The sequence below is a fragment of the Gardnerella sp. DNF01180P genome (assembly GCF_049244205.1).
Taxonomy (GTDB): domain Bacteria; phylum Actinomycetota; class Actinomycetes; order Actinomycetales; family Bifidobacteriaceae; genus Bifidobacterium; species Bifidobacterium swidsinskii.
The window spans coordinates 166812-183820 of sequence record NZ_CP058386.1; the positions used below are offsets into that span (position 1 = coordinate 166812).

A 17009-nucleotide genomic window follows, 5' to 3' on the forward strand; every position below is an offset into this window, starting at 1 on the left:
AAAATTAACTAGAAATTCGATATCAATAGTTCTTTTATTTTTCCGCGACCTTCCGATTTGCTGTTAATCATCCTGGTAGCGTCAACGCGTTTAATAGAGCATGAAGAGTAAATTTCGTCAAAGAAGTTATCTGCGTAATTAGTATTTTTTGGATCTGAATTGCTAACAACTATTTTCGCGCCTTTTTTATCTAAAAGAGATACAAAATTAGCAAGCTCTACCTGATTTTTATCATCAAAAGATTGGCTTGTATAGGCTGTAAAATTCGCTGTTTTTGTAATTGGTCTGTATGGTGGATCAAAGTAAACAAAAGTATGCTCATCAATAAAATCGGCTGATTCCTTGTAATCTCCGCACACGATTGTTACATTTTGCAATTTTTTAGAAATCGCCCTTAAATTATCTTCGTCGCAAATTAGCGGATTTTTGTACATACCCATTGGGACATTAAAATGTCCTTTTTTATTCACTCTAAATAATCCATTAAAGCAAGTTTTATTAAGGAAAATCATTAGTGCTGCTTTTAGGGTATTTTCTGACGAATCTCCAGAACCGATAGAATTAAATAATTCTCGCTTACTTAAGTAATATTCCTTGCGTGCAGGCGTATTTAATGGCAAAAATTCGTTTGATAACTTTTTAAGAGAAATAATCAGCTCCTCGATATTATCTCGAATTACTTTATAAGTATTAATAAGATCAGCGTTAATGTCGCTTATGTACACTTCTTGTAAATCGTACAGGCTTAAAATATCAAATAGCACAGCTCCGCCGCCAATAAATGGTTCTGCATACTTGGTAACTTCTGAATTTGTAAATCTATAGTACTTCTTAATTTCATTAAGAAGTTGACTTTTCCCACCGGCCCACTTCAAAAAAGGTTTTAGTTGTGCCACTTTAATCAAATTCTCCAAGCCTAATATATTCAATTTCCCTTGTTCAACTATTGTACTATCAGCTTTACAAATAAGATTTAGCTTATTTCCAACACTCATAATTGTTTCTCCCCCAAAAGCATACGTTTTATTTTCCCTATATCAGATATTTCACAATAGAATATGTTTTATGTAAAAATATTTCCCTTTAAATTCAATTGTTGAATATTACTTTATAAGTAAATGTTTCAATATCAATAAAATATAAAAATTGTGGATAACTTTAGTTTTTATATCTGTAGTTTATAAAGAAATATGAAAACAATAAAAACACAAAACGCGGCACAGAAACGTAGGTTATGTAAAAAACTACGTACTGTACCGCGTATTTGCAAAACAGCTTAATAATGTATTTTATTAAGCGGCAATAGTTAAGGCGTTCGCTGCTTTACGTTTTGCAATGAAACGAAGCACGCATTTACGCAATTCGGAAGCAATTAACACGACCATTGAAAGACCAAGGCACTCGAACCATTCCGTTACACTCAAAGGAACAGTGCCAAATGGCTCATTCAAGAACGGTATGTAAATTACAGCCAACTGAAGCACAATAGAAACTGCTATAGCACCCCAAAGCCAACGATTTGCAAATAAGCCTACAAATACGCTTTGTGAGTCTGAACGAGATGCTAACGCATTCAGCATTTGCGCAAACACAAGAATTGTAAAGCCCATTGTGCGAGCGTGAGTAAGCTGAGCAGCGTGATCCATAATTCCAACAGAACGGTCTGTAAAGAATCCGCCTGCCAAATGCATATCCATACCGATTAACGTAATAGCAGCCATGATTATGCCGATAAATACAATATCTCCCCACATTCGTCGGTCAATAACGCTATCGGTAAGCTTTCGGGGCTTTCGATCCATTACGTCGTCAGTTTGCGGATCAACGCCCATCGCGAGTGCAGGAGCTGCATCCGTAAGCAAGTTAATCCACAAAAGCTGAGTTGCAAGCAAAGGCAAAGTTACACCAACAGAGTTTGGCTGTGTAATTCCCAGTGCGCCAGCGAAAACAACGCCGCCGAAAACAGTACAAACTTCGCCAACGTTAGAACTGAGCAAGTATCGCAAGAATTTACGAATATTGTCGAAAATTCCGCGACCTTCGCGCACTGCTGCAACAATTGTAGAGAAGTTATCGTCAGCCAAAATCATCTTGGCAGACTCTTTAGTTACTTCTGTACCAGTAATGCCCATAGCAACGCCAATATCGGCAGACTTTACGGCTGGAGCATCGTTTACGCCGTCACCAGTCATAGCAACAATGTTTCCTTGACGTTGAAGCGAAGAAACGATAGCTAACTTGTGCTCAGGGGCTACTCGCGCGTACACGCTAGTTTTACTGATAGCTTCATCAAAAGCAATATTATCGTCGTTGCGTGAAAGCAATTCGTCAAGTTCGTCGCCTGTAAGTGCATGCTCATCTTTTCCAATAATTCCAAGATCTCGAGCAATACGCGTAGCCGTAAGAGGATGGTCGCCTGTAATCATAACAGTACGGATTCCAGCGCGATGAGCTTGAGCTACACTATCTCGAACTTCAATTCGCGGAGGATCAATAATTCCAACCATACCATTCCAAATCAAATCAGATTCTAGTACGTCACTTTGTTCCGCAACGTCCGCGATTTGACCTGCAGCGTTAGAAACCATGCCATCAACTTTTGAAAGACTATCGACTCCAAGCGGCCTATAAGCCATTCCAAGCGTGCGGTAGGCTTCTCCAGAAAGACGTTCAACAGTTGCTAAAATATCTTCGCGATCGCCGTCAGTAAGCGGACGCACGGCACCAGCTACTGCAATACGCGTGCAATAAGAAAGCAGCACGTCCGGAGCGCCCTTAGCGCAAACAATCAGATTTCCAGAATCCGAACCATCTTTAACAACAACAGACATACGTTTGCGTTCAGAAGTAAAAGGTACTTCCGCAACTCGAGTCAAATGAGCGTAACGTTTGTCCGCTTTTGTTTTACGAGCTGCTACTATTAGCGAAACTTCTGTAGGGTCTCCCACGGGCTGCCAACTTTTAGTAGTTTCGTCATAATGCAAATCGCCGTCGTTAGCCAAACATCCGGAGCCTAACGCGCCTAATACTTCTGTAGCAAGATTTTGTGGTACTGCTAAATCTGCATCCGCAGAACCAATTAATATCATGCGTCCTTCAGGCTTGTAACCGCTTCCTGTAAGCTGAACTTCGCCGCTAGGTGTTACTACGCGTTCAACAGTCATCTCGTTTCGAGTTAAGGTGCCTGTTTTATCGGAGCAAATAACAGAAGCAGAACCAAGTGTTTCCACGGATGAAAGCTTTTTTACAACAGCATGATGCTTCACCATTCGTTGCACGCCAAGCGCAAGAACTACTGTCAAAATCGCAGCTAAACCTTCTGGAACAGCAGCAACAGCTAGGGAAACAGAAAGCAGCAGAGAATCAATAATATCTTGAATACTGTGGAAGCCTTCAATCAGCCACATGGAAGCAAGAACAACAGCTGCAATAATGCACACCGCAATTCCAAGAACTTTAGAAACGTGTACCATTTCTTTCTCGAGAGGTGTTGCTTCGTCATCTGATTTTGAAAGCATATCCGCGATTTTGCCAACTTGTGTGCGCATACCTGTAGAGGTGACTACAGCGCGACCGGTTCCTTGCGTAACAGCAGTTCCGTTGAAAACCATATTTGTGCGATCGCCTAAAGCTTTTGCAGACGAAAGCGTATTCGGACGTTTGCTTACTGCAACAGATTCGCCTGTAAGACTTGCCTCAGCTACGCGTAATGAAGCCGCTGCTATAAGTCGACCGTCTGCAGACACGGCATCTCCTTCGCCAAGCACTAAGATATCGCCTGGCACAACTTCTGCAGTATTAATGCGCACCACGCTACCATCGCGCAAAACTGAAGTTTGCGGAGCACTCATTCTAGCTAAAGCTTCGACTGCTTCTTCTGCTCGCGACTCTTGAATGTAGCCAAGCACTGCGTTTGCAATCAAAATAATGATAATTACGATTGAATCAAACGGCAGAATCTCTCCACCGCTGTTTCCTTTATGTTGTGCGCGCTCAACAAACCACGCAATTGCAGAAATAATAGTTGCTGCAATAAGCAAGTAAACGAGCGGATCTTTAAATTGATCAAGGAACCGTTTCCATGCTGGAATTTTAGGAGCAGCAGCAAGTGCATTTGGACCGAATTGATTAAGTCTTTTTGCAGCTTCCTCAGAGCTTAAACCGCATGTAATATCTACGTTAAGTGATTTAGCTACTTGCTGAACATCGCACAATGATGGATCTTTGCTATTAGCTGAAGAGTCAGCTGTTTTATTGGATTGATCAAGAGCGTGATCAACCATATCTTCCCCCTTGGGAGTGCCGCGGAGTAGTCAATAATCGCAATGCTAACGCTATTTTTAGCGCTTCGTATTGTAACTATTGCGCGGTTGTGGAATATTGCAATAGTTTGCAACAATTAAGTACCGTTCTATTATGCCATACAACGCGCCGAGCTTAGAATCAGCAGACTTTGCCAGCTTCAGAAAGCTATTAAACAATGCCTTGGGGGCATGTGAGAATAGGAGTATGACTACGAAAAAAGGGCCGACCAAGGGGTCGGGTGGAAAACATCGCAATGCTTTGCGCGGAAAAGGTCCTACTCCGAAGGCTGAAGATCGCGTGTATCACAAAGCTTATTTTGCTAAGAAAGCTGCTATTAAGCGCACATTTGCAGATCCGCGTTTGGCTGCGCGCCGCAGAGTGGATAAGCTTGGTAGTGATTCAGATGAGTTAGTAATTGGTCGCAATGCTGCTTTAGAGGCGTTAAGAGTTGGAGTTCCAAGCACTCAATTGTATGTGGCTAATCGCATTGAGCATGACGATCGCACGCGCGAAATCGTGAAGTTAGCAGGCATGCAGGGTTTGCGTTTGCTTGAAGCGGATCGCCTTGAAATGGATCGTATTGCGCATAGTACGAATCATCAGGGCATTATTTTGAAAGTTCAGCCTTACCAGTATCACTCTTTGCAAGAATTGGTTGAACGAGCGGAAAAGAAGGCGCGCGCAATGGAAGCTGCTGATTCAGATTCTGCTCGCATTAATGCTCGACCATTGTTTATTGCTTTGGATGGCGTTACGGATCCTCAAAATTTGGGTGCTGTTATTCGTTCTGCAGCAGCTTTCGGTGCTAATGGTGTGATTTTGCCTGAGCGCAGAAGTGCTTCCGTAACTGCTGCTGCTTGGAAGGTTTCTGCTGGTGCTGCAGCTCATTTGCCAGTTGCTAGAGTTGTTAATTTAAATAAGGCAATTCAAGGTTTGCGAGAGCGCGGATGGTATGCAATTGGTCTTGATGGCGGCGGCGATAAGCTTGTTGGAGAAACTGGCTTTGAAACTGATCCGTTAGTTGTTGTGCTCGGCTCTGAAGGTAAGGGCATGAGTCGCCTTACGAGAGAAGCGTGCGATGCTATTGCTGGAATCCCAATTTCTAGCGCGGTTGAATCTCTTAACGCTTCTGTTGCAGCAGGCATCAGTTTATACGCTGTTGCTAACGCTCGTCGTTTGGCTGCATTGAATCAAAACTGAAATTTTCAAACTTTAAAATCACGCTTGCACTGTATTGTTACGGTGTTAGCGTGATTTTATTTGGTTGGGGCTTTGGATTTGCTGAAGTTTAGTACTTACGCAATTTTGAAAGAAATAATTAAATAGAAATATGCATATTAGCGAAAATACTATAGAAGAAAATAAAACACTTATGAACGAAAATACTGTTACAAATACAGGTACAAATACGAACACAAGTACGTCAAAAACAAAAAAAACTTTAAATGTGACAAAAACTTTAAAAACAACAAATAAATTATGGTTCGTAAAGAATGCTCGTTCACTTATTTTTATTGCATACCTATCTGTCGTCGTAGCAGTTATGTGCTTCCACGAGCCTTGGTTTGATGAAGCTCAAAGTTGGCTTATTGCACGCGATTCTTCGTTTGCTGATTTGTTAACTCTTCGCCCACATTATGAAGGCCATCCGCCGCTTTGGACTTTGCTTCTTTCCATACCTGCAAAAACAGGAGTTCCGTACGAAATTGGTCTTAAAGGCGTGCAACTTCTATGCACTGCGCTTTTGGGTGGCTGGCTTATTTTCCGCGCGCCTTTTAGTAAATTGGCTGTGTTTTTGCTTCCGTTTACGTATTTTTTGTGCTTCCAATATGGCGTTACTTCACGCCCGTATGCTCTTCTTTGCGCGGTTTTGTTCATGGTTGCGCATTATTGGAAACAATCTGATTCTAAGTCTTCTGATACTTGGAAACTCGCTTTAAGTCTTGTACTTTTATGTGCAATCAGCGCGTATGGCATTGCTTTAGCAGCAGGTTTTGCTTTTGCGTGGATTTGGAGAGTTGTAAAATCTGCAGGAATTAAAAAAGCTTTCGCTGAAATAGTCTCTAACACTAACAGATTAGTAAGCTGGATAATCCTTGCTTTAGTTGGAATTGCAAGCATTATTTGCATTTGGCCTGCTGCTAACGCTTTCGCATCGCGTGAAACATTCGACGGAAATTCTCCTCTTACGCAATTCTTGTCATTTATTTTCGTTATGCCATCAGAAAGTATGTTCACTCAATTTGCCGGCGATGTTTCTTTACGTAGACTTATGCTAAGCGTACCTTCCGCGATTATTTGCGTTATTATTTCGATTTTAATATGGTCTTTCGCTGTAAGAATCGCTTATCGAAGAGGCATGCTTGTTTCTTTGATACTTCCTTACTTGACTTTTGCGGCAATTGCCACGCAATATTTCACTTTGCATCACGCAGGAATCGTTTTTGCATTCTTCGTATCTCAACTTTGGATGTGTATTGCGCGTAAGCCACTGGAATCTAAAGATATTCCGGCGATTATTTTTAGGTTGTTCAAAGCTGCAAATAAAGCTGAAAATAGCAATAGTAAATCTGCAAGTAAATCTGCCGGAAGCAAAGTTATTGCTGGCATTATTATTGTTGTTTTATTATCCCCAAGCTTGATTTGGAACGGGTATTCTTGCGTTAACGATATTCGATTCGACTATTCAGGTTCGCGCGCACTTGCGCAATTTATTAAGCAAAATCATGCTGAAAACATGCGATTCGTAACGTCTTGGCTACATCAAGATGAAAAAACGGATAAACAAGGTAATGTTATTGTTCCTGAATTTGAAGATATTCATCAATATTCGTGGCAGCTTATTACAGCAAATCCTTATTTCTCGAAGAATCTTATTGATTGCAGTTATAAGAATAGCTCGTTTATTACAAATGAGCAGCCATCTCAAGAACAGGCATCAAATGAAATGGGTGCTTGCAAAGCAAAGAAAGAACCTAAATTCTTTGTCACAGAATCAGATAAGCCTTGGTATTATTTTGTGTATTTAAACTACAATATCGACCATTATACTGAGCATACTATTGCTAAAACAAAATCATCTTGGAAAGCAGGAGTCTCAGAAGGAAGAATTATTGTATATGAGCGCAAAAAATAATTAGCGCATTTATATAATTATATTTAAATATATTTAATTACATTATGAAAATGCCCCTGCGTAAGTTAACTAACTTATTTAGGGGCATTTTTATTACAGTGTCTTACTTTTTAATAGTAGAACATGCGGTTTTATTTACCAGAAACCGAATGGATCAAATATTCCACCATCGTCACCATCGTCATCTCCACGTTGTTGTAAATCGTCATCGTCACCATCGTACGAGTTACTTCCGCGTTTTTTACCAGGCTTCTTTTGGTTTTTCTTTAATTTCTTTTCTTGCTTATTTGTGCCATTAACAGCAGTTTCTTCTTGGTTGAATGTAACTTGCAACTTAAGTGTGTTGCCGTTACGAACTATTGTGAGCGTAGCTTTTTGATTGAACGCTGTTGCTCTCACATACCCGAGGAGTGCGTAATTATTGGATACAGGCTTATCGTCAAAGGCAACAATAGTGTCATTGGCTTTGAGTCCGGCTTTTTCAGCAGGGCTTCCTTGATTGACAGAAACAATTTGAGCTCCTCCGCGAGTAATTCCTTCGGACTCAACTGCTGTGCTTTTAATCATGATCCCTAGTGCTACGTGCTTTACAGAACCATTCTTAATAATTTCTGTAACTACTCGTTTCACCAGATTTGCTGGAATTGCAAAGCCGATGCCGATAGATCCTGTAGTCTCCCCTTGAGCTGATGTCGCTGCAATAGAAGAATTAATACCTATGACCTTTCCGGCAGCGTTAAAAGTTGGGCCGCCTGAATTTCCTGGATTAATAGCTGCATCAATTTGTACTGCATTAGTTACAATTTCAGAGCGGCTTTGGTCGTCCATAACTGATACTGGACGATTTAAAGCCGAAACAATGCCTGTGGTAGCTGTATCGTCATATCCAAGCGGATTTCCGATTGCCATAACCGGTTCGCCAACGGAAAGCAGATTAGAATCTGCAAATTGGACTGTCTTTAAATTATTTGGTGAATTGTCTAATTTAAGTACTGCCAAATCAGTAGTTTTATCTGCTCCGACTAATGTAGCTGAATAAATTTGACCATTAGAAAGGGTTACTTGAATTTCTTTTGCATTAGCAATTACGTGATTGTTTGTTACAACATAACCTTTTGAATCAATAATTGCTCCAGAACCCTTCCCCATGCCTTTCTCTAAACGAGTTTGTATAGAAACAACGGCTCCGGAAACATTTTTTGCAACTCCTTGCCAATCCGGAGATTGTCCGCCTTTAACTACTGCGGTCCCAGGGCCAGAAGAATGAGAGCCGATGTTTGCGAAAGAGCCGCTTTGTGGAATTGAAATAAGACCTTGCGAGATTACAAATAGAACTACAACTACGCAAACTATTGCAGAAATTGCGGAGGATAAAATGGCAACAAAAGCAGTTGACGAAGAGCTTTTTGTTTTTCTTTTGTTACCTTTTTTGTTTGTGTCGTTTGTATTTGCTGCATTTGTGCTAATAATGCTTGTTTTTGCTATATTTTCATTTTCTTCGTTACTTGCATTATTGTTAAAATTCTGTTGCGCTGGTGTTTGATTGCCAACTTCATTATTTGGGTAAGAATTATTGTCTGTGCCGTAATTATACGGATTTCCGAAGCCGTTAAAATTATTATTTCCGTAGTAATTTTGTGATCCAATGTATTGCGTAGGAGCATTGTTGATATTTGTATTATCCGCATCGTTATTTTGGTTTACGGCGTAATTGTTAGCTGGATACTGTGTAGTGTTTGTACCAACTTCATTTTCGTTATTTGTTGGGCCGTAAGCTCCGAATTCAGGAGCTGGGCTATATGTTTGTGCTGGTTGCGTTGTTTGCGTTGGTTGTGCTGGTTGCGTCGGTTGTTCCTGCTGCTCGTAATATCCATTATTTGCAGTTTCATTGGATTCCTGCTGATTTGCACCATACATATCGTCAGCCATTCATCCTCCTTACAAAAGACTCTTAACACACCATAATAAACCATGCCATTATCTATGTAAGAGATAGTATGTTTTTTTATAATTTTTTAAATAATTTGCCTTGTAAATTTCATAAATTTTGCAAATTAATTTGGATATTGTCACAGAAAAATATAAATTGTGTGTGTTTTTTATTTATACTCGTCATGCCTTCTAATAAAGTAAATGCTATGACAAGTCTTCTTGAACATCCACGCGGAGCTGAGCCTGGGAAGCCTGGTGACCGCAAAGAATTTTCGTTTACAACTAAAACGCGACTTTCCAATACTGCTGAAGGTAAAGGTCGTGACGGTGCTCGCTATGGGCGCACCGGCGTAATTCACACGCCTCACGGAGATATTCAGACCCCAGCATTTGTACCTGTTGCAACGCAAGCTGCAATGAAGGCAGTGTTGCCAGAAAGCATTAAGGATTTGGGCGCTCAGTGCATGCTTTCAAACGCTTTTCATTTGTACGAACGTCCTGGCGCGGATGTTCTTGACGAAGCTGGCGGATTGGGAAAGTTTATGAACTGGGATAAGCCAACCTTTACGGATTCTGGCGGTTTTCAGGTTCTTTCTTTGGGTGCTGGTTTTAAGAAGACCCTTGCAATGGACGTTACTGGCATGAAGTCGGATGATGTTATTGCAGCCGGTAAGGAGCGTATGGCTTTTGTTGACGAGGATGGCGTAACTTTTAAGTCTCCTCTTAACGGAGCTAAGCACCGTTTTAGTGCTGAAATTTCTATGGGAATCCAGCATAAGCTGGGCGCGGATATTATGTTTTCTTTCGACGAGCTTACTACTTTGATGAATACTCGCCGATATCAAGAGGAATCTGTAGAGCGCACTTTCCGCTGGGCAAAGCGTTGTGTTGCAGAGCATCAGCGTTTAACCGAGGAGCGTGTAGGCAAGCCGTATCAAGCATTGTATGGCGTTGTGCAGGGTGCTAATTATGAGGATTTGCGTAGGCATGCGGCCGAGCAGATTGCTTCTTTAGATTTTGATGGCGTAGGCATTGGTGGCGCTATTGAGAAGCGAATTATTGGTGATACTTGCGCTTGGATTTGCGATGCTATGCCGGAAAATCGCCCACGCCACGTGCTTGGTATTGCAGCCGTGGATGATATTTTTGCTTGCGTTGAAAACGGCGGAGATACTTTCGACTGCGTGGCTCCAGCTCGCTGCGGAAGAAACGGAGCAATTTTTACTCGTCATGGTCGCTACAACGTAAAACGTGCAGAGTTTAAGCATGATCAGCGTCCGCTTGAAGAAGGCTGCGATTGCTACACTTGCACGCATTATTCCAGAATGTATGTGGATCATTTGTTGCGCGCTAGTGAAATGAATGGATTTACGCTTGCAACCATTCATAATGAGCGTTTCTTTGTGAAGCTGCTCGACGATATTCGAGCTTCTATTGACGGCGGATATTTTGAAGAGTTCCGCGATGAGACTCTTGCACACTATTACGAAAACGGTTCTAAAGGCTGAGAGTAGTTTTGAGCGCAAAATGCTAGGTTAAATATTGCGAATTTATGTTAAATATGATAGCCTTGCACTTTGTATGCGAACGTGGCGGAATGGTAGACGCGCTGTCTTCAGGTGGCAGTGAGCGTATGCTCGTGCGGGTTCAAGTCCCGCCGTTCGCACTAGTTAAAAAGGCTGGAATTGCAAGGGCTTTGCCTCTTACTATTCTGGCCTTTTGTGCAAATATAAGGCAACTATATTGCAACTGCAATGCAAAAAAGTGCGAGTATTGTACAAACTTTTATTTATTACAAGCGACGGTGATGTAATGAACACTAACGATGAACTAAATATCAATAATGTAGGTGACAATTCTTACGATCCACATATTGGTCGCGAATCTCACGTTGTGCCGGGTCGTTTTGGTGAGCCTTTAAAAGTTATGAATGCACAGTATTCGCAAGGGAATGCTTCAGCTCATCCAACGCATCCGCTGCTTTTGCTCCTTCACGGTTGGGGTTCTAACGAGGAAGATTTATTGGATTTGTTGCGAGTAGTTGCACCATATAATGATGCAATCGCTTTACGTGCTCCACTTAAGCTGGCAGAAGGCGCTTACAGTTGGTTCCACGATGCTGTGCCGCAGCGAGAAGATTTAGATTACGATATGTATGCTGCTGCTGTAGCAATTGACGAATGGGTGCATGAAAATATTCCAGCGAATCGCGACATTGTGCCATTTGGTTTTTCGCAAGGCGCTGCGCTCGCGGTGCACGTTTTGCGTTTGAATCCTTCGCGCTACCGTGCGGCCGTTTCGCTTTCCGGGTTCATAGCGCCTAGTGTTCCTGCTTCCTCGGAAGAAATCGCATTACAAGATAACGATTTAGCTGAGCGTAATACTCCTGTATTTTTCGGCTACGGATTAGAGGATGGCGTGATTCCTCCTTACGAATTCTCGGCTGCTGCAGCGTGGCTTGAGGAGCACACTTGGCTTGAAGAACGTCGTTATCGCGGGTTGGATCACGCTGTTGATATGAACGAAATTGGCGATATTCGCAAGTGGTTCGTAACTCACGATATTTCTTCTGGGCTTATGTAAATTTACTTAGATTTATGTAAATTTATTCGATTTTGTTTTTTCTTAATCTGTAAATTAATTTGTAAAGTGATTTCATGAATATGCGCGATGAGATAGTATTTGCAATGAATCAAGCCTTGAATTTGGCTCGAGAGTCTGCTTCTGCAGGCGAAGTCCCAGTTGGAGCAGTTGTGCTTGATGGTAGCGGTAATATTATTGGCAAAGGCGCAAATATGCGAGAGCAGAGCGCTGATCCTTTGGCTCATGCTGAAGTGCTCGCTATGAAAGATGCTGCTACCTCGCGTAAATCTTGGAATCTATCTGACTGTACTCTGGTAGTAACTCTTGAACCTTGCCCTATGTGTGCTGGAGCTGTGCTGCAAACGCGCCTTAAACGCGTGATTTTCGGGGCGTGGGATGCCAAACTTGGTGCGTGTGGTTCTGTATGGGATATTTTGCGAGATCCTCATGTTGGCTCACGTCCGGAAGTCATTGGTTCAGTATGCGAATCTGAGTGTGCTCAACCCTTGCGAAACTTTTTTGCGCATCAACGTTAGATAAGTGTTGCATTATTTTTTAATGTTGCGTTTAATTCAAGATAACGCAGTGCATGAAAAGTAATTTTTAGCGTGTTCCCCTTGTGTTCATTCTAGCAAAATGTTATAGTTGCGGTAACGTTACCGCATGAGGTAAGTTGAAGAAACCGACAATTGTGGGAACGTTATCTCAATTGCGGATTCTATTCAGCGCTGATGAAGCTGCTCATTGAGAATAAGATTGCACAGAGGCTCTTATGCATGGTTGCATAGTGCTGTTTTTCTCCAACGAGAGGAGTATATGGAAAAACGTAGTATAAAACATGGAGTACAAGCTAAAATCAAAACATATCGATAACAGTGCAAAATTGTTAACACTGGTTGAGCATAAGAGATGAGCTGGAGGTGTCATGTCGTACATTACGATTCGCGATGTTGCGCAACGTGCTGGTATATCAGTATCAACTGTTTCTCGCGCATTGAATAATACGGGTCGTATATCGGCAAACACTAAGGCGAAAGTTGAGCGTGCAGTTGCGGAACTAGGTTATATACCAGATTCTCGCGCTCAGGCGATGCGGTCATCTCGTACTAAGACAGTGGGGCTACTTGTGCCAGATATACGCAATGCGTATTTTGCTGAGCTTGCGTATACTGTGCAAGACTCGTTGTTTGATGCCGGCTATTGTGCGTTTATTGGAACATCTTCTGAGAGTGCAGCTCGTCAAGATTCATTCATTACAAGTATTCTTTCTCAACGCATTGATGGTGCGATTATTGTGCCTCAAGGTGAGGAAACTGATGCTATGAGAATGTTGATGGAGCAGCATCTTCCACTTATGTTTATGGATCGACATGTGGAGTCTCGGACTGGCGATTTGACGCATGTGCCAGTTGTGGATTCGGATCCAGAGCAAGGTATTCGTGAAGCATTATTGGATGTTAAACAACATGGTTTTTGCTCAGTTGGCTACGTGTCGGGTCCAATTATCGCTTCACCGTCACTGCAAGAACGTGAACAAGTATTTCGTACAGTGGCTTCGGAGATATTTGGCGAAGAACATGTATTTGTAGAATCTACGGGATTTGAACAATCCTCATGCGCTAGCGTGTTGCATCGCATGATTAGCGTTGGTGTAAAAGCACTTATTGTCGGTTATTCGCCAGATGCGCTGCGAGTGATGGATGTAATGGCTCGTGAAGGATTAGTGATAGGCAGTGATATTTCACTTATCTCGTTTGATGATGTTGAAATATTCCGCTTAGCAACGCCGCGTATTTCTACTATTTCGCAACAAGTTCAGCGCATTGGTCGTACTAGTGCTGCACTTTTTTTGGATATGTTAGAACATAATGTTGATGTTCAATCGCAGCGAGTAGAAACTATGTATATTCCGCGTGAATCGTTAGGAAATGCGTAGCTGTAAGGCTGTTATTCTATAGCTTGACACTATTGTTATTGATTTTTGTACCGTGACTTTGTAAGCGTGTGCAGCAATCACCTGAGCGTACCGTTGTTGTTACGTTTTTGCATGCACATTGCGGCATAATTCTCATCCAAAGTACAAGCGTAATGTAGCGTAATTTATTGCATTTTCGTGGCAGCAGTGGTGCTGTAGCGAAGAAAGAGGTAAGACATGACGGAACTATCGCTAGTAGGAGTATCGAAAATATTCGGTAATTCTACGGTAGTTGACAATGTGTCTGTAACAGTAAAACCAGGTGAAGTGCATGTTCTCCTTGGTGAAAATGGTGCGGGCAAGTCAACAGTTATTAAGATGATGAGCGGCATTTATCAGCCAGATAAAGGTCATATTGAGATCAATGGTGAAACAGCGCGAATTCCTAATGTGGATACTGCTCGCAAATTGGGCATTGCTGTGATTCACCAAGAGTTAAATTTGGTGCCAGAACTTTCTATTATGGAAAATTTGTTCCTTGGTATGCTTCCTACGAAAGCTGGTTTTGTTAGTCGCGCGACGATGCGTGCTCGTGCGGAATCTGCATTGCAAGTTATCGGTTTAGATGAAGATGTCAATAAGCCAATGGGACAACTTGGTGTAGCTCGTCAACAGATGGTAGAAATAGCCAAAGCACTTATGCAGCATGCATCTATCCTTATTCTTGATGAACCAACAGCTGCTCTAACAAAACCAGAATGTGAACAGTTATTTAACATTATGGAAGATTTAAAATCCAAAAATGTTGGAATGGTGTTTATTTCTCATCATTTAGATGAAATTGCGCGTATTGGTGATGTTGTAACCGTACTTCGCGATGGCAAATACGTCGATACTGTTGATGCGCAAGTTCCTGAGAAGGAACTTGTAAAACTCATGGTAGGTCGTGATATTACAAATCAATTCCCTCATGGCAAACGTAGTCAAGGCAAAGAGCTGCTAAAAGTAGAAGGCTTAACGCGAAAAGGTACGTTAGAAAATGTATCCTTCAGCGTTCATGCTGGCGAAGTTGTGGGTCTTGCAGGTTTGGTAGGTGCTGGTCGTACCGAAGTTCTTCGTGCAATATTTGGTGCAGATAGTTATGATTCAGGTTCAATAACTGTTGATGGTAAATCTATTGCAAAAGCGAATATTGCAGGAAGCATCGCAGCTGGTCTTGGTTTAGTCCCAGAAGATCGTCGAGTACAAGGGTTGATTCTTGAAGCATCTGTTGCAGAAAATTTGGGAATTTCTACATTAGTTCCTACAGCACATGCAGGATTTGCGGATTTGAAAGGGCAGCGTACTCGCGAGGAAGAAACTGCAAAAAAATTGCGTATTCGTATGGCAAACATTGATCAACTCGCTGGTTCGCTATCTGGCGGTAATCAACAAAAAATCGTGTTCGGCAAATGGTCTATGGCGAACGTGAAAGTGCTATTGCTGGATGAGCCTACTCGTGGTGTTGATGTTGGTGCTCGTGTAGAAATTTACGAGTTGATTAACAGTATCGTAGAAAATGGAGGTGCTGTGCTGATGGCATCCTCAGATTTGCCTGAAGTGCTTGGCATGTCAGATCGCGTATTGGTGATGTCGAACGGCAGAATCAGCGGTGAATTAGCTGCAAGCGAGGCTACGCAGGAAAGTGTGATGGAACTTGCAGTGACTCACCTTAATACATCTGGTATTTGAGCATACAGGAATGAGTAAAACCTTACTGCTTTCAATATGAAACTGATACATGAGCCATATTGAAATCTTAAAAATTAAAGTTACCAATCAAACGTAAAACTTGCATACAACAATTTATTGCACACAGCAGTGCAGTGAGTTATAGCAAAATTTGTTAAAGGAGTATAAATTATGGCTGCTACGAGTAGTGCAAAATCTGAGCATTTGGGATACGGTGCAGTTGATAAAGGATTTTTGCCTGCAGCGAAAAAGTTTGCATCACGCAATGGCGCTCTTATCGGCTTGATTATCTTGTGTGCTGCGCTTTCGTGTGCCACGCCAGCATTTTTGACAAGTGTGAATATTCTCAATGTGGGTATTCAAGCTGCGACAGTTGCTATTTTGGCATTCGGTCAAACCTTTGTTATCGTGTCCGCTGGTATTGATTTGTCAGTAGGTGCGGTGGCTGCAATTTCTAGTATGTTGGTTGCGTATACAGGCGTTTCTATGGGTTTGCCACCAGTGTTAACTGTTGTTGTAGGCATAGTAACCGGTGCTCTTTTTGGTCTTATTTCAGGTGTTGCAAACGCTTTTCTTAAGTTACCGTCGTTTATTGCTACATTGGCAATGATGTCTGTTGCGCGTGGACTTACCCTTGTTGTTTCAGACGGTCGTCCTATTTCCACTTCTGGCATGGTGAATTTCTTTGGTGCCAAGATATTAGGTATTCCAATGCCAATTGTAATGATGATTATCATGGGTGTTATTGCTGCAGTAATACTGAACTTCACCACTACTGGTCGTTCTATGTATGCTGTTGGTGGAAATATGGAGGCTTCTCGCCTTTCTGGTATCAATATTCATAAAACGCAAATTATGGTGTTTGTTTTTTCCGGTATTTTCGCTGCCATCGCTGGTTTAGTTATTGCCGGTCGTTTACATTCCGCTCAGCCTCAGGCTGCCGCTGGCTATGAAATGGATGCTATTGCTTCTGTTGTTATCGGTGGTGCTTCGCTTTCGGGCGGTAAAGGTAAGATTTCTGGCACTTTCGTAGGAGCAATTTTGCTGGCTGTAATTCGTAATGGCTTGAATATTTTGAATGTTTCCTCCTTCTGGCAGCAAGTAGTTATTGGTTTGGTTATTGCCTTTGCTGTGAGCCTTGACACTTTGCGCCGCAAGGAAGATACGCACTGACAGCAAATTAATACTTTTTATAAACTTGATCTTCTCGTAGGAAGGAGGTGAATCTTGCAAATGTTGATTCGTAAGTGGCGAGTAATCAATATTTTCAGCAAGAATTGAGACGATTTGGAATATTATAACTGAACTTTATAACTCAAAACTACGTAACAATAAGGTAAAGAGATGGTGAAACATCAGCCTTATGTCACTGCAACATTGTGGATTTATCGAACTAAAACTTGCGGT

Annotated in this window: 11 protein-coding genes and 1 tRNA gene; 9 read left to right on the forward strand and 3 right to left on the reverse strand. The window is 41.8% G+C overall.

Going from position 1 to position 17009, the window contains the following annotated elements; all coding sequences use genetic code 11:
- Positions 1–8: 8 nt before the first annotated feature.
- Positions 9–995 (reverse strand): DNA adenine methylase, encoded by a 987-nt coding sequence (locus tag HXT40_RS00715; protein ID WP_102703278.1) that lies wholly within the window; start codon positions 993–995, stop codon positions 9–11.
- A 297-nt stretch (positions 996–1292) separates the two neighbouring features.
- Complete coding sequence (locus HXT40_RS00720) at positions 1293–4283, reverse strand: cation-translocating P-type ATPase (RefSeq protein ID WP_416090725.1); 2991 nt, start codon at positions 4281–4283, stop codon at positions 1293–1295.
- Between the two features lie 226 nt (positions 4284–4509).
- Here HXT40_RS00720 and rlmB point away from each other — a divergent pair, with 226 nt between their 5' ends.
- A complete protein-coding gene (gene rlmB, locus HXT40_RS00725) occupies positions 4510–5505 on the forward strand; it encodes a 23S rRNA (guanosine(2251)-2'-O)-methyltransferase RlmB (RefSeq protein ID WP_064621762.1) in 996 nt (331 codons plus the stop codon).
- 130 nt (positions 5506–5635) lie between these two features.
- Entirely contained in the window at positions 5636–7441 is a 1806-nt protein-coding gene (locus HXT40_RS00730; protein ID WP_004109435.1) for a hypothetical protein, read from the forward strand.
- A 135-nt stretch (positions 7442–7576) separates the two neighbouring features.
- Here HXT40_RS00730 and HXT40_RS00735 read toward each other — a convergent pair whose 3' ends face one another.
- Positions 7577–9370: a S1C family serine protease gene (locus HXT40_RS00735; protein ID WP_004109433.1), complete on the reverse strand. Its 1794-nt coding sequence runs from the start codon at positions 9368–9370 to the stop codon at positions 7577–7579.
- A gap of 185 nt (positions 9371–9555) precedes the next feature.
- On the opposite strand from HXT40_RS00735, the gene tgt reads away from it, so the two are divergent.
- The 7 genes from tgt to HXT40_RS00770 all read left to right on the forward strand — a co-directional run bounded on the left by tgt (position 9556) and on the right by HXT40_RS00770 (position 16775).
- A complete protein-coding gene (gene tgt, locus HXT40_RS00740) occupies positions 9556–10881 on the forward strand; it encodes a tRNA guanosine(34) transglycosylase Tgt (RefSeq protein ID WP_004109431.1) in 1326 nt (441 codons plus the stop codon).
- 75 nt (positions 10882–10956) lie between these two features.
- Positions 10957–11039 (forward strand) — tRNA-Leu (locus tag HXT40_RS00745).
- A gap of 146 nt (positions 11040–11185) precedes the next feature.
- Positions 11186–11956: an alpha/beta hydrolase gene (locus HXT40_RS00750; protein ID WP_004109429.1), complete on the forward strand. Its 771-nt coding sequence runs from the start codon at positions 11186–11188 to the stop codon at positions 11954–11956.
- A 74-nt stretch (positions 11957–12030) separates the two neighbouring features.
- The gene (locus HXT40_RS00755) at positions 12031–12492 is read left to right on the forward strand and encodes a nucleoside deaminase (RefSeq protein ID WP_064622043.1); all 462 of its coding nucleotides are present in this window, start codon (positions 12031–12033) and stop codon (positions 12490–12492) included.
- Positions 12493–12881: 389 nt separating this feature from the next.
- On the forward strand, positions 12882–13892 hold the full coding sequence (locus tag HXT40_RS00760; protein WP_004109425.1) for a LacI family DNA-binding transcriptional regulator: 1011 nt from the start codon (positions 12882–12884) through the stop codon (positions 13890–13892).
- 216 nt (positions 13893–14108) lie between these two features.
- On the forward strand, positions 14109–15602 hold the full coding sequence (locus tag HXT40_RS00765; protein WP_033888531.1) for a sugar ABC transporter ATP-binding protein: 1494 nt from the start codon (positions 14109–14111) through the stop codon (positions 15600–15602).
- A 171-nt stretch (positions 15603–15773) separates the two neighbouring features.
- Positions 15774–16775 (forward strand): ABC transporter permease, encoded by a 1002-nt coding sequence (locus tag HXT40_RS00770; RefSeq protein ID WP_004109423.1) that lies wholly within the window; start codon positions 15774–15776, stop codon positions 16773–16775.
- The last annotated feature ends 234 nt before the right edge of the window (positions 16776–17009 follow it).

What these genes read in the sequence shown, in the direction of transcription:
- HXT40_RS00715 (WP_102703278.1), bottom strand. Translation starts at nt 995, where the DNA reads ATGAGTGTTGGAAATAAGCTAAATCTTATTTGTAAAGCTGATAGTACA.
- HXT40_RS00720 (WP_416090725.1), bottom strand. Translation starts at nt 4,283, where the DNA reads ATGGTTGATCACGCTCTTGATCAATCCAATAAAACAGCTGACTCTTCA.
- rlmB (WP_064621762.1), top strand. Translation starts at nt 4,510, where the DNA reads ATGACTACGAAAAAAGGGCCGACCAAGGGGTCGGGTGGAAAACATCGC.
- HXT40_RS00730 (WP_004109435.1), top strand. Translation starts at nt 5,636, where the DNA reads ATGCATATTAGCGAAAATACTATAGAAGAAAATAAAACACTTATGAAC.
- HXT40_RS00735 (WP_004109433.1), bottom strand. Translation starts at nt 9,370, where the DNA reads ATGGCTGACGATATGTATGGTGCAAATCAGCAGGAATCCAATGAAACT.
- tgt (WP_004109431.1), top strand. Translation starts at nt 9,556, where the DNA reads ATGCCTTCTAATAAAGTAAATGCTATGACAAGTCTTCTTGAACATCCA.
- HXT40_RS00750 (WP_004109429.1), top strand. Translation starts at nt 11,186, where the DNA reads ATGAACACTAACGATGAACTAAATATCAATAATGTAGGTGACAATTCT.
- HXT40_RS00755 (WP_064622043.1), top strand. Translation starts at nt 12,031, where the DNA reads ATGAATATGCGCGATGAGATAGTATTTGCAATGAATCAAGCCTTGAAT.
- HXT40_RS00760 (WP_004109425.1), top strand. Translation starts at nt 12,882, where the DNA reads ATGTCGTACATTACGATTCGCGATGTTGCGCAACGTGCTGGTATATCA.
- HXT40_RS00765 (WP_033888531.1), top strand. Translation starts at nt 14,109, where the DNA reads ATGACGGAACTATCGCTAGTAGGAGTATCGAAAATATTCGGTAATTCT.
- HXT40_RS00770 (WP_004109423.1), top strand. Translation starts at nt 15,774, where the DNA reads ATGGCTGCTACGAGTAGTGCAAAATCTGAGCATTTGGGATACGGTGCA.